Origin of the sequence: Arthrobacter crusticola (assembly GCF_004357995.1) — a bacterium.
Taxonomy (GTDB): domain Bacteria; phylum Actinomycetota; class Actinomycetes; order Actinomycetales; family Micrococcaceae; genus Arthrobacter_D; species Arthrobacter_D crusticola.
In genome coordinates, this window is the sequence record NZ_SMTK01000002.1 from 402,420 (window position 1) to 416,734 (window position 14,315).

14 protein-coding genes are annotated in these 14,315 nt (G+C 68.2%); 6 read left to right on the top strand and 8 right to left on the bottom strand.

What is annotated here, in order from left to right; genetic code table 11:
• Positions 1 to 201: 201 nt before the first annotated feature.
• The gene (locus tag E2F48_RS05845; RefSeq protein WP_133403062.1) at positions 202 to 858 is read left to right on the top strand and encodes a pentapeptide repeat-containing protein; all 657 of its coding nucleotides are present in this window, start codon (positions 202 to 204) and stop codon (positions 856 to 858) included.
• Between the two features lie 48 nt (positions 859 to 906).
• On the opposite strand, the gene E2F48_RS05850 is transcribed toward E2F48_RS05845, so the two are convergent.
• Positions 907 to 2,331, bottom strand: a complete 1,425-nt coding sequence (locus tag E2F48_RS05850) for a CPBP family intramembrane glutamic endopeptidase (protein WP_133403063.1) — start codon at positions 2,329 to 2,331, stop codon at positions 907 to 909.
• Between the two features lie 58 nt (positions 2,332 to 2,389).
• Positions 2,390 to 3,097, bottom strand: a complete 708-nt coding sequence (locus tag E2F48_RS05855; RefSeq protein ID WP_133403064.1) for a YoaK family protein — start codon at positions 3,095 to 3,097, stop codon at positions 2,390 to 2,392.
• Between the two features lie 273 nt (positions 3,098 to 3,370).
• Here E2F48_RS05855 and E2F48_RS05860 point away from each other — a divergent pair, with 273 nt between their 5' ends.
• The gene (locus E2F48_RS05860; protein ID WP_133403065.1) at positions 3,371 to 5,173 is read left to right on the top strand and encodes a gamma-glutamyltransferase family protein; all 1,803 of its coding nucleotides are present in this window, start codon (positions 3,371 to 3,373) and stop codon (positions 5,171 to 5,173) included.
• A 64-nt stretch (positions 5,174 to 5,237) separates the two neighbouring features.
• Here E2F48_RS05860 and E2F48_RS05865 read toward each other — a convergent pair whose 3' ends face one another.
• The gene (locus E2F48_RS05865) at positions 5,238 to 6,491 is read right to left on the bottom strand and encodes a phospholipase D-like domain-containing protein (protein ID WP_133403066.1); all 1,254 of its coding nucleotides are present in this window, start codon (positions 6,489 to 6,491) and stop codon (positions 5,238 to 5,240) included.
• A 65-nt stretch (positions 6,492 to 6,556) separates the two neighbouring features.
• Positions 6,557 to 7,300, bottom strand: coding sequence for an MBL fold metallo-hydrolase (locus tag E2F48_RS05870; protein WP_133403067.1), 744 nt, complete (start codon positions 7,298 to 7,300; stop codon positions 6,557 to 6,559).
• A gap of 211 nt (positions 7,301 to 7,511) precedes the next feature.
• Here E2F48_RS05870 and E2F48_RS05875 point away from each other — a divergent pair, with 211 nt between their 5' ends.
• Together E2F48_RS05875 and E2F48_RS05880 are read left to right on the top strand one after the other, a co-directional pair.
• Positions 7,512 to 7,772, top strand: coding sequence for a hypothetical protein (locus tag E2F48_RS05875; RefSeq protein ID WP_133403068.1), 261 nt, complete (start codon positions 7,512 to 7,514; stop codon positions 7,770 to 7,772).
• 48 nt (positions 7,773 to 7,820) lie between these two features.
• The gene (locus tag E2F48_RS05880) at positions 7,821 to 8,063 is read left to right on the top strand and encodes a hypothetical protein (RefSeq protein ID WP_133403069.1); all 243 of its coding nucleotides are present in this window, start codon (positions 7,821 to 7,823) and stop codon (positions 8,061 to 8,063) included.
• An 87-nt stretch (positions 8,064 to 8,150) separates the two neighbouring features.
• On the opposite strand, the gene E2F48_RS05885 is transcribed toward E2F48_RS05880, so the two are convergent.
• From E2F48_RS05885 to E2F48_RS05900, 4 genes are all read right to left on the bottom strand, one after another.
• A complete protein-coding gene (locus E2F48_RS05885) occupies positions 8,151 to 9,098 on the bottom strand; it encodes a carbohydrate ABC transporter permease (RefSeq protein ID WP_133403070.1) in 948 nt (315 codons plus the stop codon).
• Positions 9,091 to 10,062: a carbohydrate ABC transporter permease gene (locus E2F48_RS05890; protein WP_133403071.1), complete on the bottom strand. Its 972-nt coding sequence runs from the start codon at positions 10,060 to 10,062 to the stop codon at positions 9,091 to 9,093. The genes E2F48_RS05885 and E2F48_RS05890 overlap by 8 nt, the downstream gene beginning before the upstream one ends.
• A 3-nt stretch (positions 10,063 to 10,065) precedes the next feature.
• The gene (locus E2F48_RS05895) at positions 10,066 to 11,442 is read right to left on the bottom strand and encodes an ABC transporter substrate-binding protein (RefSeq protein ID WP_133403072.1); all 1,377 of its coding nucleotides are present in this window, start codon (positions 11,440 to 11,442) and stop codon (positions 10,066 to 10,068) included.
• A gap of 168 nt (positions 11,443 to 11,610) precedes the next feature.
• Positions 11,611 to 12,027 carry a hypothetical protein gene (locus tag E2F48_RS05900; RefSeq protein WP_133403073.1) on the bottom strand — a complete coding sequence of 139 codons (417 nt, stop codon included), beginning with the start codon at positions 12,025 to 12,027 and terminating at the stop codon, positions 11,611 to 11,613.
• Between the two features lie 328 nt (positions 12,028 to 12,355).
• Here E2F48_RS05900 and E2F48_RS05905 point away from each other — a divergent pair, with 328 nt between their 5' ends.
• On the top strand, positions 12,356 to 12,997 hold the full coding sequence (locus tag E2F48_RS05905; protein WP_133403074.1) for an ABC transporter permease: 642 nt from the start codon (positions 12,356 to 12,358) through the stop codon (positions 12,995 to 12,997).
• Positions 12,990 to 14,285 (top strand): ATP-binding cassette domain-containing protein, encoded by a 1,296-nt coding sequence (locus E2F48_RS05910; protein ID WP_246018537.1) that lies wholly within the window; start codon positions 12,990 to 12,992, stop codon positions 14,283 to 14,285. The genes E2F48_RS05905 and E2F48_RS05910 overlap by 8 nt, the downstream gene beginning before the upstream one ends.
• Positions 14,286 to 14,315: the final 30 nt, after the last annotated feature.

Here is a 14,315-nt window from a genome sequence, read left to right on the forward strand (position 1 = left end):
CGACGGTGGTGTCCGAAAGCGACGGTGGTGTCCGAAAGCGACGACCGGACCGGATAATTCGGGTGCGCTCGTCGCAATCGGGAGTGCTTGTCGCAACCGGGAGCGTTCGCGGCCGAATGGTCGATGCGCTTCGCTAGACTTCCGAAGACCCGGCCCGGGGCAGCGCTCCGGACTCCGCACCCACCGACCCCAGGACAGCTCATGCCGAAAAGCCCAACCCGTTCGCCCCGGATCGAAGATCTGGTGCTGCGGGACCTTGCAGTGCCGGAGGACGGTCCCGAGGCGGGGGATCACCGCGAAGGTGAACGGTACTCCTCCACCAGCTTCGACGGGCTGGACCTGGGCGGCATCTCCTTCAGCGAGTGCCTGTTCGAAGGAACGTCCTTCAATGAGACGCAGCTGCGCGGGGCCCGGTTCCGCGAGTGCCGTTTCACCGAACTGTTCGCCCCGGTCTTCACAGCGGCCCGGAGCACCTGGCGTAACGTCCGGCTCGAGGGCACCCGCTGGGGATCGGCCGAACTCTACGACAGCACGCTCGAATCGGTGCGGATCAGCGGCGGGAAACTCGATTTCCTCAATCTCCGCAGCTCAACCCTCACCGATGTCGACATCTCGGACTGCATCATCGGCGACCTCGATCTTACCGGTGTGAAGGGGGCCCGCGTCGCACTGCGCAACTGCCGGGTCAACACCCTGACGCTCTCGGGAGGCAGGCTGCGGGACGTCGACCTGCGCACCACGGAGTTTCGGGCGCTCAACGGTCCGGACGGGCTGGGTGGGGTCACCATCGATTCGTACCAGTTGGCTCTCCTCGCGCCGATCCTCGCCGAAAATCTGGGCCTCCGCGTCGAAGGCTGAGCCGCCCAGGCGCGCCGTCTTCCAGCTCGGGTGGCTCGGCGCGCCCGGCTACCGATCGCGCCGGGCCTGATCCCGCGGTCGGGTGTCCGGGCCGGAAGGGGTGGCACCGGAAGGGCCACCCGCCGACTGCGGTTCGGTACTGGAGTTTTCCGGCGCGCGCTGCTCCGCCGGCGCTGGCCGGAGGTAGGGCTCCTGGTGCTGGTCCGAGGGGTAGGGTGCGGGAGGGGTGAATCCGGAGGCGTCCGGTGCGGGCGGGTAGGGCGGCGGGTACTGCCCGGCGGGAGCCTGTCCGTGCGGGTTCGGTGCCGCGTAAGGCGGCGGGTACTGCCCCGCGTACGGCGGGTACTGCCCGGCGGGAGCCTGCCCCTGCGGGTAAGGCGGGTACTGCCCGGCGGGAGCCTGTCCCTGGGTGTACTGCCCGGCACTGGGCGCAAAGGGGTATTGCCCATAGGGGTACTGGGCATAAGGCTGAATGGCCGGGACCGGCGCAGGCACGACTATCCGGTCCCGCCGAAGGCTGCCGGACCGGTCGAACATCCGCAGCACGATGACCGCGAAAGCCGCCGTCGTCAGGACTGAGATGCCGAGCCCGATGGCGGAGCCCTCCTTCGCGTTGACGTCCACGAGGCCCACCGCGCCGAGCAGGAAGATCGTCGAGTTGTTGACGACGTGCGCGGCGATGGCCGCCTCGAGGCCGCCCGTGCGCCAGGTGATCCACCCCGCGAAGACGGCGAACAGGGCGACGTCGAGCTGGCCCAGCAGGTCATAACCGTGACCCAGCACGAACAGCGGGACCGGCAGGAGGATCGCGAAGGCGGGATGGCGGAGCCAGCTGCCGACCGCCTGCATAAGGTAACCGCGGAACACGTATTCCTCGGCGGTGGCCTGGAAAGGCACGAGCAGGAGGGTCATCGCGATCAGGATGCCCACCCGCGGACCCGCAAGGTCGAGGGTTGAGGGAACGTAGCCGGGAAACAGCGGCTCAAGGAGGAAGGACAGCGCGATGCTGAGCGAGTAGATGACGGCGGCAGCAGCCAGGCACCGGCCGAGCCATCCCCAGCGGATCCGCCCGTGGACCGAGGAAAGCAACCCGATGGGCCGGGGTCCGGTGATCAGCGCCGCAAGGGCGAGCGCGGGAATCAGCAGGATGAGGGACACCATCGCGAAGCCGAACACAAGCGGGTCCGAGAGGTCGAAGGCTTCAAGCCGTTCGAGGTACGAGGTGCCCAGCGCCGGATCGAGGCCTCCCCGGATCCCGCCGATGACGAGCACGATAAGCATGAACACCAGATAGAAGATGGTGCCGAGCAACCCGGTCAGCAGGGGCTTCCACCACCGGTGCCCGGCCCAGGAGCGGGTCAGGCGATGGAAGGGGAAGGCCTCGCCCGCCGGGGCGCCGGCCGGGCCCGCCGGTGGCTCCGCCTCTCGGTTCGATGCCGCCGCGGCCGACGGGCCTTCTGCAATTCGGTCCACTGTGTGCCCATCCCTCGTCGAGACCGTGCCCGCGGTTCGGGTCGGTGCCTTCTTCTCCTTAACGGTAAACGTCAGCCAAAGTAGCCCGGGCATCGCGCCGCGACCGCGTCTGACCGATGACGGTCACGGTGCAGGTCAGGACGGCCGAGAGTGCGATCCCCGCCCACAGGTCGATCTTCAGGGCCGCGGCCCCCGCGACGGCGCCGGCCAGGATGAGGGTGATGGCGGCGGCTCGGCGCACCCAGAAGGGGCTCTTCCCGCCCGCGATCCTCGAGTCGGAGGCGAGCCCGGTGATGGTGGAGGTCACCACGACCGTGGTGATCTCGGCGACCTTCAGGCGTTTCGCTGTGGCGGCCTGGATCCCCATCACCAGACCCAGGGCCGACGTCGTGATGCTTCCCAGCGTCTCGTCTTCGGCGACGTCGACAAGGGCCGTGAAGACGGCCAGCGCGACCATCACCCCTGCCACCGCAGCCAGGGCAGTGGTCGTCCGGCCCGACCAGCCCTCGGGCGCCCGGCGCAGCAGCCGCCCCGCAATGGCTGCCCCCACCATGAAGAAGACGAGCGCCAGGGCCGGCCGGAGCACCGGAAGGTCACTGCCGCCGGCGAACGCCATCCCCAGGAGCACGACGTTGCCGGTCATATTGCCGGTGAACACCCGGTCCAGGCCCAGGTAGCCGACGGCATCGATCACACCGGTGGAGAAGGTCAGCACGAGCATCAACACCAGGTGCAGCCGGTCGGTGGACAGGGACGTCTTCTTCATGCGGTCCTCCAGGGACGTAGCCGGCAGGAATCGGGGGCAGGGGAGCGGGCCCGTCCAGGGTTCGCAGGGGCGGGCTGCGGCGGGTGGAAGGGCCCCGGTACCGGCCCGGCGGTCCCGCCGGAGCCGATCCGCCTGGCCGGGCACCGGTGCTGCTGATGATCTTGTGAGGAATGTATACAAAGCATACTGTCGGAGCAGAGAAGATATCCGGTATCAACGGGCCCCGCCGACGGGAGGCCCGTCCACGCCCCGCCCGGGCCGAAAGGCGCATCGATGACGTACACACCGGCGGGGGCCTTCACCACCCGTCCCACCCTGCAGGGCACCTTTGGCATGACCGCCTCCACCCACTGGCTGGCGACGGCCTCCGCGCAGGCTGTCCTGGAGCGCGGCGGAAACGCCTTCGACGCCGCTGTGGCGGGGGCCTTCGTGCTGCACGTCGTTGAACCGCACCTCAACGGCCCCGGCGGCGACATGACGGGCGTCTTCACCACCGCCGCGGACTCCACGCCGACCGTGCTCATGGGGCAGGGCCCTGCCCCGGCCGGTGCCACCAGGGAGCACTACCTGGCCGAGGGCCTGGAGCTGGTGCCTGGGGCGGGGGCGCTGGCCGCGGCGGTGCCCGGGGCCGTCGACGCGTGGCTGCTGCTGCTGCGCGACCACGGCTCGTGGGAACTCGGTGAGGTGCTGGCCTACGCGATCGGCTACGCGAGGAACGGCCACCCCGTCCTCGCGCGGGTCGGTACCACCATCGCCACCGTCGCCGGGCTGTTCGCCGAGCACTGGCCCAGCTCGGCCGCGTTGTGGATGCCGGACGGACGGCCGCCCGCCGCGGGGGAAATTATCACCAACGAGGCCTACGCGGGAGTCCTCGACGGGCTCATCGGCGCCGGCTCAGGCGCCGCGACCCGCGAGGAGCGGATCGACGCCGCCCGCCGCGAGTGGCGGACCGGGGCCGTGGCGTCGGCGGCGGTGGACTTCCTTTCCACCCCGCACCGCCACTCGTCCGGGACCGACCACGCCGGAGTGATCACCCGCCGGGACTTCGCCGGCTTCGCGGCCGGATACGAGCCGGCGGTCACCTACGCGTTCCGCGGGCACACCATCGCCAAGACCGGACCCTGGGGGCAGGGGCCGGCGCTGCTGCAGACCCTCGCGATCCTGGACGGGCTCCCCGATGACCATCTCGACCCCTCAACGGCACTCGGCGCACACACCATTCTCGAGGCCCAGAAGCTCGCAATCGCGGATCGTGAGGCCTACTACGGCGACGCCGCGGTGCCCCTTGAGTACCTGCTGTCGGAGGAGTATGCGGCGCAGCGCCGGGCCCTGATTGGAGAGAGGGCCTCAACCGAATTCCGTCCCGGCAGCGTGCCCGGACACGAACCGTTCCTCCCACCGCTGAGAACCGAGTACACCCCGCCGGCGGCCGCCGGAAGGCCCTTCGCCGGGGCGGGGGAACCCACCGTCTCCCGCACCGGGGAGACCCGCGGAGACACCTGCCACATCGACGTCGTCGACCGCTGGGGGAACATGATTTCGGCGACCCCCAGCGGCGGCTGGCTCCAGTCCTCGCCAGCCATCCCCGGACTCGGCTTCTGCCTCGGTACCCGCCTGCAGATGACATGGCTCGAGGATGGCGCCCCCTCAACGCTGCGCCCCGGCCGGCGCCCGCGCACCACCCTGACGCCCACCCTCGTCCTGCGGGACGGTGACCCGGTGGTGGCCCTCGGCTCACCGGGAGGAGACCAGCAGGACCAGTGGCAGCTGCTGTACCTGCTGCGCACCATCGTCGGGGGCTACACCCCCCAGGAGGCCATTGACGCGCCCTCGCTCCACACCACGTCGATTCCCGGCTCCTTCTGGCCGCGCATCTGGGAACCCGGTGGAGCGGTCGTCGAGGACCGGCTGGGGGACGGTGTCATTTCAGAACTCGAACGCCGCGGACACACCGTGACCCGGGCGGGGGACTGGGCGCTGGGACGGCTCTCCTGCGTCACAGCCGATCCGGCCACCGGGGTCCTCCAGGCGGCGGCCAATCCGCGCGGCGCGCAGGGCTATGCCGCCGGCCGCTGACCGGCCACACCCACGCGCCGTTCCGTGGACCACTCCGGGCAGGGCCCGCCGCCGGCTGACCGCCCTAGAGGAAGGGACGGAGCGGCGCGAGCACCGTTTCGCTGAACCGCGCCACGACGTGCCGGCTCTCCCACTCCTCAAGCGTGAGCAGGCGGGTGTTCGAGCTGTCGATCTCGAAGATCTGTTCCATGGTGCGGGCCAGGTCCTTGTCGAAGATTTCGAGGTTGGTCTCGTAGTTTCCGGTCAGGCTCAGCCTGTCGATGTTCGCAGTGCCCACCGTTGACCATTCGCCGTCCACCGTCGCGGTCTTGGCGTGGATCATGGCGTTCTGGTACAGCAGGACCTGCACCCCGCAGCGCAGCATCGAGGAGTAGAACCCGCGTGAGAGGCAGTCGGCAACCACGTGGTTCGAGTCCTCGGGCAGGATCACGCGCACGTCGACGCCGCGCTGGCTCGCCCGCAGCAGCGCGTCCATAATCTGCTGGTCGGGGATGAAGTAGGCGGTGGTGATGTAGATGGAGCGCGTGGCGCGGTTGATCGCATCGAGGTAGACCCCGCGGATGGGGAACACGAGGTTCGCCGGGATGTTGTTGACGGCCCGGATCCTCGGCTCCCAGAAACCGGCGCTGGTGTCGGCCATTTTCGCCTGCCGCTTGGCGCTCAGGTTCCATACGCTCACGAAGGCCTGGCGCAGTTCCCACACCGACGGCCCGGTGATTTCCAGGTGCGTATCGCGCCACTTGGTGGCGTACAGGGACCCGATGTTGTATCCGCCGACGAAGCCGATGGTGTCATCGACCACCATCAGTTTCCGGTGGTCAAGGCCGGTGCCCCGGATGTTGGTGAACAGCACCGAGGGGCGCAGGACCGGAAACCGGAACACGTGGACGTCCGGGTGGAACCGGTAGAACGAGGGGCGCACCACGAGGTTGGCGAAGCCGTCGTAGATCACATGGACCTTGACGCCGCGGGCCGCCGCGGCGTTGACGGCATCACGGAAACGCCGCCCCACCGCGTCGCCCTTCCAGATGTAGGTCTCAAGCAGGATCTCGTGCTCGGCCTTCTCAATAGCCTCGATCATCGCGTTGAAGAGATCTTCACCATAGGTGTAGACGGTCGTCGTCGACTCGCTGATCGTCGTGGTGAAGGTACCGGGCCGGGGGAAGCCCTCCCGGGTCCGGCGGATGCGTTTCTGCACGGCGTCGATCAGGACGGCGGTGGCGATGACGGCTGCCTGGACGCCGAAGAAAAGAAGGGCCGCGCGGCGGAGGGCGGTTGTGGCAAACTCCATCACAACCCTGTGGTTCAGCGAGTCCATGACTAGAGCCTATCGTCCGCGCGGCCCTGTTCATGCGCGCGCACCGGAGCGCCCCGGCGCAGGCGTTAGTGTGCCCCGACCAGGCGGGCCTCCGCTGTGGCCTTCGCCACTCCATTGGTCCACGCGTAGCCATGCCCGGGCAGGACGACCTCGGCTCCGGTGCCCTCGAGCGCGTCGAGGGAGGCGAGGGCAGCGGCGGTGTTTGCGGTCGCGGCCCGGGCGACGATCTGCGGGCCCCTCCTGCCGGTGTACGGGTCAAGGGTCACCAGCGCGTCGCCGCTGATCAGCACTCCCCGCTCGGGAAAGGACAGCGCACAGTGGCCCAGGGTGTGCCCGGGGGAGGGGACGAGGACGGGGTTTCCCGGCAGGGCCGCGGCACTGGCGGAGGTCAACGGCTCAAGTTTTTTCACCCCGCGCACCTTGAAGGCACCGGCGGCCGTCATGCGGGCCAGCACCGGGACCGCACGGGGATACCGCACCGGGTACACCAGCGGCGTCCTCTCCCGCTGGTACCGGTAGGGGTGGGCTGCGATGTACGCGTCGTCCACGTGGCCGTAGACGGGGATCCCGTGCTGGCTCCGCAGGTATTCGGCGAACCCTACGTGGTCGAAATGGCCATGGGTGAGCACCACGGCCTGCACGTCGACGAGGCTCCTGCCCAGGCTGCTCAGCGCGCCAATGAACTTCCGCCGCGTGCCCGGCAGCCCGGCGTCGACAAGGAGCAGCCCCCCGCCGTCCTCGACCAGATAGCAGTTGGTGTGCGCGTGGGTAATGCGGTGGATCCCGTCGGCGACATTCGGCGTGAACATGGCGGATCCTCCCTGGGGCAAGCCGGAAAATTCTAGCCAAGCAGTGCAAGGGGGAGTTCCGCAAGGAGCTTTCTTTCCAAACCCGGGCTTGCCCGATACGTTGGAGGTGTAGTCGATTTCACGCCGATGTGCCGGTGCGGGGCGCCGGCTGCCCGGTCCTTCCGAAGGCGGATGCCCCATGACGGCGCGAGTCCAGAAGCGGTAGGGTCCGGTGATCAGCGAAAGGGACCAGCAGCGCCGCACCTGTGCGGCTTTCCGGCAGACGAGCCTGAGCCTGTACGAGCTGTGGCTCCGCTATGTCGGGCTTGGGGGAAACGCCGGCGAGGAGGAAGTGGACGCCTACCTCTACAGCTCGCTGCTGCTTCCGGCCTTCGAGCGGGACATGCTCGCCCACGCGGTGAACGAATTCATCGCCGAACAACCTGCTCCGCCGCGCGCGCCCTACAGCGGGGAGGGTCGCGGAGGGTCCTGATCGGCTGATAAGTTCGAGGACCAACCCCTGTTACGTGAAAGGGCGGCCATGTCCGAATCCAGCCCCAGCCCCATCAAGCAGATCATGATCGCTGCAGCAGACCTCGAACAAGCCGAGTTCGAGCGCGACCGGGTGGCCCTGCTGTACCGGGATCTGGTGCTTCAGGCCTTCGGGGCGGGGGAGGAGCCCGCGGCGCTGGCCGAGGCCACCGGGATCCCCGAAGCCGAACTTCTGCGGATCTCCGCCCTCGTGACCCCCGCCGGACGCGGCCGGGAGACCCTTCCCCGCTAGCCCCGGCCGCCTGGACCCGGCTGAGTCGGTCCTTCCACGGGCGGCGGCCCGCCGGAGCACCGCCCCACGGGCGGAAGCCCCGGCTGCCTATCCCTTGTTGCCCGTGGTGGCGATGCCCTCGACGAAGTGCCGCTGGCCGATGAAGAAGAGGATGATCATCGGCACGGTGGTGATCACACTCGCCGTCACGACCAGTTCCCAGTGCCAGTCCCCGCCGAACCCGAACTGATCGAGCAGGGCCTTCAGCCCGCGGGGAACCGTGAAGGTCGAACTGTCCCGCAGATAGATCAGGGGGCGCATCAGGTCGGTCCAGGCCGCCTGGAACTCGAAGAGCAGGGTGACGACGAGGGCGGGCTTGCACAGCGGCAGCGCAATGCGCGAGAACATGTGCCAGTTGTTCGCCCCGTCCACGCGGGCGGCCTCGAACAGCTCGCGGGGCAGTCCCAGGAAGAACTGGCGCAGCAGGAAGATGTAGAACGCGCTGCCGAAGAGGTTGCCTGCCCACAGCGGGGTGAGCGTGCCGACCTGACCCAGGCTGTTCCAGATCAGGAAGGTCGGGATCATGGTGACCGCGCCGGGGAGCATCATGGTGGCCAGGACCAGGCCGAACAGCACGTTGCGGCCCCGGAACCGGAAGAAGGCGAAGCCCCACGCCACCAGCGCACTGGAGATGGTGACGGTGGTGGCGGCGAGCACCGTGACGAGCACGGTGTTGCCAAGCCACAGCGCGAGCGGAGCCTCCTGCCAGACGGTCAGGTAGTTCTCGAACGTGAACGTCTTCGGGATCAGCCGGTTGTCGAAGACCTCGGAGCGCGGCTTGAAGGAGGCACTGATCAGCCACAGCAGCGGATAGGTGAAGACGACCGTCGCGGCGCCCAGCGCCAGCCAGGTGAGCACCCGGGCCACGGGGCTGCGGCGGGTCCGCCCTGGACCGGTGCGCCGCGGCGCCGGCGTCACCGCCGCGGGAGCACCGTCGGCGGGGCGAACCGGCGCGACCGGCGGCAGCTGGGACGGACCGGCCTGGAGATCAGCCATCGTTGTTCCCGCTTTCGTAGTAGACGAACCTCCGGCTGACGACCATCTGGATCACCGTGACGATCAGGACGATGACGAACAGCACCCAGGCCATGGCCGACGCGTAGCCCATGTGAAGGAATTCGAAGGCCTGCTGGAACAGGTAGATCGAATAGAACAGGGCGGCGTCGTTGCTGTAGGTGGTGTTGCCCGAGCCGAAGAACGCCGTATACGCCTCGGTGAAGGTCTGGAACCCGGCGATCGTGTTGATGATGACGAGGAAGAACAGGCTTCCGCTGATCATCGGCAGGGTGATGCTGCGGGTGACCTGGAAGCTGTTGGCGCCGTCGACCTTTGCCGAGTCGTAGAGTTCCTGCGGCACATCGCGCAGCGCCGCCAGCAGGATGATCACCGAGGACCCCAGGGTCCACAGGCTCATCAGGATGAGCCCGGGCTTGATCCAGGACGGGTCGGTGGTCCACGCCGGACCATCGATGCCAAACCAGCCGAGGAACCCGTTGACCAGGCCGTTCTGCCCGTTGAACAGGAGCAGCACCAGGATGCCGATGGCCACCGGAGGTGTCATCTTCGGCAGGTAGAAGACGGTCCGGAAGAACCCGGAGGAGCGCCCTGCCCGGTTCAGCAGCAGCGCCAGCAGCAGCGACACCACCACGTGCGCCGGCACCGAGATGGCGGTGTAGATGAAGGTGTTGCGCAGCGACAGGGCGGTCTTGGGGTCCTCGAACAGTTCGGCATAGTTGGAGGTGCCCACGAAGTTCGGGCTGTTGATCACGTCGTAGTCGGTCAGCGACAGGTAGGCGCTGTAAATCACCGGCCAGAGCGTGAAGATGAGGAAGCCGGCGATCCACGGGCTGATGAACAGCAGGGCGGCGCGCCGGGCGCGGCGGCGGTTCCGCCGCTGGCCCGGCCGGAGCACCGGCTTAGCGGCCCGAGGACCCCGCAGCGGGGCGGCCTGCGAGCTCATCTGCTATTCCTCGTCCCAGGAGCTCCAGGCTTCGTCAAGAGCCTGCTGGGCCTCCTCCTGCGCCTGGTCGAGGGCGGCCTGAGGTTCCTGCTGACCGTTGAGCACCCGGTTCACCGCGTCCTGCCACGCCGTCTCGAATTCGGCGTCGGCGGGGCTGGCCGGCAGGGCGAAGGACGCCTCGTTGGCCTCGTAAGAAGCCTCGATGGCCGCGTCCCACTTGGGGTCGGAGCCCACCTTGACGAACTCTTCCCTGATCCGCTCGTCGGCGGCCTGGTTGCCGGTGAACAGTCCCGTGAACGGCTTGCCTTCCTCGGCGCGGATATCGGCGCGTGCGGAGGCGGCCTCCATCCAGGTGTCGACCTTGGTCATGTGCTCGATGAACCGGCAGGCGGCCTCGGGGTTCGAGCTTCCCTTGGGGATGGCCCAGGCCGACCCGCTGGAGTAGCTCATGGTCTTGCCCGAGGTGTCCTTCAGGGTGGTGAACGCCATGGGGGCATCCGGCGAGACGTCGTTGAGGATGTTGACGTACCACTGCTCCATGGGCATCGCCCCGAGCGTGTTCGAGGCGAACTGGTTGCCCTCCCCGAAGAAGTCGGCCGAGTCGCGGAACGCCTTGACGGCGCTGAAGCCGCCCTGCTTCTCATAGATCTCGGCAGCGAACTCGAGGGCCTCAACGACGGCGGGGTCGTTGAGCTGGGCCTTGCGTCCGTCCGCGGAGATGATGTCGGCACCGTTGGCTTTGGCCCAGATGGGAAGGAATTCCGGCAGCTTGGTGTCGTAGCCAATGACGCTCAGCTTGCCCTCGTTGCGCACCAGTTTGTCGGTGGCCGTGCGGATTCCGTCCCAGTCGGAGCCGTCGATGTCCTCGACGCTGAGGCCCTGTTCCTCGAGCAGGGCCGAATTGCCCATGACGATCTGCACCTGGTTGAACTCGGGCACTCCGTAGACTTCGTCCTCGAAGGTCACCTGGCTCATCGCCGCCGCCCGGAAATGGTCGACCTGAATGCCGTGGGAGTTGATGCATTCGTTCAGGGGCATGATCGCCCCGCGGGAGGCGAAGGTCCCAAGCTGGTTCCGGTTGGCGTAGATCAGGGCGGGCGGTTCCCCGGAGGCGACGGCGGAGAGAAACTGCTGGATGTCCAGGTCGCCTTCGACCAGGCTCACCTTCACGCCGTCGAGGTTCTCCTCGGCCGACTTCACGCGCGTCTCGCCGATCTCGTCGGTCGCGCCGAAGCCCATGATGTTCAGCTCCCCGGAGACCTCGGCCTCCGGATCGAACTGGCTGTCTTCGGCCGTCTGGGAGCCGCCCGTACCGGTGGCGCACGCCGAGAGTGTCAGCCCCAAGGCTGCCGCAATGGCCAGTGACTTTCGAGTCTTCATACCCGCCCCTTCGCTTCGAACGTCCCGGATCGCTCGAGGAGTGGGTTTTCAACCTCCGGTCGACGCGGGACTACCGTGTGGAGTCAGCATAAGCACTTCTCCCCGAAATACCTAAGGCAGCTTACTGTCAGCAGGCTTGGCGTGTGCACCGGTCCGGCGGGTGGGCGGCTACTTCCGCTTTTTCGGCGAGTCGAGGATCAGGCCCAGGGCGATGCCGAGCATCCAGACGTCCTTGGCGACAGGGGTTCCGGCCTGGGTCGGGCGCACCCCGTCCTTCTCGGTCATCCCTTCGGTCTTGAGGTACATCGCCAGAAGCCCTGCGGAAAAGCCCGCCAGGGCCAGCCCGGCGAGACGGCTGGGAACGAACGGCACGAGCAGGAGGCTGCCCAGGCTGATCTCCACCGCGGAGAGGATCTTGCCGAACTTCTCCGGGTCGAGCTGGCCGGCCTGGGGAAAGACTCCGGCGGCCATCTGCTGCATGTACGCGGCGCTCTCCTGGTCGATGCCGACCTTGCCGATTCCGGAGTTGAGGATGAAGGCGCCGGTCGCCACCCGCGGGGGGATGTGGCTGAGTTTGATAACCATGAAATGGCCCTACTTTCGGTAAATACTTCCGCGGATTTCCGCCACGGATTCGGTGCTGAGACCCGCGGCGGAACCACGGGCTGGATCGAGCCTACGGGGGTCCCGAGGGCGAATCCAGCATACTGCCGAAGGTGACGCAGGACGCCGCCGCGGGCCGCCGCGGACGGACGCTCGGCGTTGCCCGAGTGACCCATGAGGCGGCTGGTGAAATGGAATCTCCGCCGAAACCTGCCTAAGGTGGAGGCCGCCGTTCACCGATAAAGCGGCCTGGTCTCCTCCCGCCGCGACCCCGCGCGGGCAGTTCCCCCAAGGTGAAAAGGGTACGAATGTGACCGATTTCCTCGTCGACAGGATCGACTCGATCCTCTTCTCGAGCTGGCAGCACTTTTCCCTCGTGGTCCAGTGCCTGCTGCTCGCGGCGGTGGGCGCCGTCGTCCTGGCCACGCTGGTCTACCGCAGCCCCACCCTCTCGGCCCTCGTGAATGGTATTTCCGCGATCGGCCTCACGATTCCCGCCTTCGCGCTGATCGGCCTGCTGATCGCCCCCCTCGGGTTCGGGGTGGGCCCGGCGGTAATCGTAGTGGCGTTCTTCGCGGCACTGCCGATCCTGCGCAATGCCGTCGTCGGCCTGACCGGCATCGACCCGTCGCTGGTCGAGGCAGCGCGCGGCATCGGCATGGGCCGGATCCGCACGCTGGTCCGGATCGAACTTCCCCTGGCCTGGCCGGTCATCCTCACTGGAATCCGCGTTTCGGCGCAGATGGTGATGGGAATCGCCGCGATCACCGCCTACGCCCTCGGCCCAGGCCTGGGCGGCCTCATCTTCTCCGGGCTCTCCCGGCTGGGCGGGGCGAACTCGTTCGAGTCGGTCGCCACCGGTGTCGTCTGCGTCATCCTCCTTGCCCTTGTCCTTGACCTGCTTCTCGTCGGCCTGGGCCGGCTCACAACCCCACGAGGTATCCGTGTCTGAAACAACCCTCCCCTCGCCGTCGACTGCGGCGGCTCCGGCGATCACCGGCGCAAGCATCCTGCTCGACACCGTCACCAAGCGGTATCCCGGCCAGGGCAAGCCCGCCGTGAACGGGCTCACCCTTGAGATCCCAGCCGGGAAGATCGTGATGTTCGTCGGGCCCTCCGGCTGCGGCAAGACCACCACGCTGAAGATGATCAACCGGCTGATCGAGCCCACCGAGGGCCGGATCGTGCTCGACGGCGACGACGTCACTCGAATCGACGGGGACGCCCTGCGCCGGCGGATCGGGTACGTCATCCAGGCCGGCGGTCTGTTCCCGCACATGAGCGTCGCCGCCAACATCGCCCTCGTGCCCAAGATGCTCGGCTGGAGCAAGGAGCGCATCGCGGCCCGCGTCGACGAACTGCTCGAACTGGTCTCCCTCGACCCCGAGCGCTACCGTGACCGGTTCCCGCGTGAACTCTCCGGCGGACAGCAGCAGCGCGTCGGGGTGGCCCGCGCCCTCGCGGCCGACCCGCCGGTGCTCCTTATGGACGAACCGTTCGGCGCGGTCGACCCCATCACGCGCCAGCGCCTGCAGGATGAACTGCTCAACATCCAGAGCGAACTGCAGAAGACGATCGTCTGCGTCACCCACGACTTCGACGAGGCGGTGAAGCTGGGCGACTGGATCGCGATCTTCAACGAAGGCGCCCAGCTGGTTCAGTACGACACCCCCGAACGGATCCTCGCCGAGCCCGCCAACGAATTCGTCGAAAACTTCATTGGCTCCGGCGCCGGCCTCAAGCAACTGACGCTGACCCGCGTGGACGAGGTGGAGGTGGCTGACGCCGTCGTGGCCCGCCCCGGCGACCTCGCCACCGAGGTGCTCTCACGCATGGACGCGGTGGGACACAACCACTCCGTCATCGTCGATGCGCGGAACCGCCCCCTGCAGTGGCTCTCGCGCCGGCAGTTGAGCCGGCTCGAGCGGGTCGGCGCTGCACGGGATCCACGGCTGCCCGTCGTGGGGAACCGGGCCACCCTCAACGACGCCCTCGACACCATGCTCGTCTCGAGCGTCGGGGCGGCGCTGGTGACCGGCCCCCGCGACACGTTCCGCGGCGTGATCGACGTCGACACCGTCATGGACGCAATCGGACGGGCGCACCGGCACGCACGTACCGCCCACGCCCAGGGCCGCCCGGTCGGAGTGAACACCGGCACGCTCGAGGCCGTGCAGGCCAGCGGCGCGCCCGGCGTGCCGGCGGCCGGCCTGGCCGGACCGGAGCGCACCCGTGAGTGAGCCGACACAGACCGCCGTCCCGGCCGGGCA

What these genes read in the sequence shown, in the direction of transcription:
- E2F48_RS05845 (WP_133403062.1), top strand. Translation starts at nt 202, where the DNA reads ATGCCGAAAAGCCCAACCCGTTCGCCCCGGATCGAAGATCTGGTGCTG.
- E2F48_RS05855 (WP_133403064.1), bottom strand. Translation starts at nt 3,097, where the DNA reads ATGAAGAAGACGTCCCTGTCCACCGACCGGCTGCACCTGGTGTTGATG.
- E2F48_RS05860 (WP_133403065.1), top strand. Translation starts at nt 3,371, where the DNA reads ATGACGTACACACCGGCGGGGGCCTTCACCACCCGTCCCACCCTGCAG.
- E2F48_RS05865 (WP_133403066.1), bottom strand. Translation starts at nt 6,491, where the DNA reads ATGGACTCGCTGAACCACAGGGTTGTGATGGAGTTTGCCACAACCGCC.
- E2F48_RS05870 (WP_133403067.1), bottom strand. Translation starts at nt 7,300, where the DNA reads ATGTTCACGCCGAATGTCGCCGACGGGATCCACCGCATTACCCACGCG.
- E2F48_RS05880 (WP_133403069.1), top strand. Translation starts at nt 7,821, where the DNA reads ATGTCCGAATCCAGCCCCAGCCCCATCAAGCAGATCATGATCGCTGCA.
- E2F48_RS05885 (WP_133403070.1), bottom strand. Translation starts at nt 9,098, where the DNA reads ATGGCTGATCTCCAGGCCGGTCCGTCCCAGCTGCCGCCGGTCGCGCCG.
- E2F48_RS05890 (WP_133403071.1), bottom strand. Translation starts at nt 10,062, where the DNA reads ATGAGCTCGCAGGCCGCCCCGCTGCGGGGTCCTCGGGCCGCTAAGCCG.
- E2F48_RS05895 (WP_133403072.1), bottom strand. Translation starts at nt 11,442, where the DNA reads ATGAAGACTCGAAAGTCACTGGCCATTGCGGCAGCCTTGGGGCTGACA.
- E2F48_RS05900 (WP_133403073.1), bottom strand. Translation starts at nt 12,027, where the DNA reads ATGGTTATCAAACTCAGCCACATCCCCCCGCGGGTGGCGACCGGCGCC.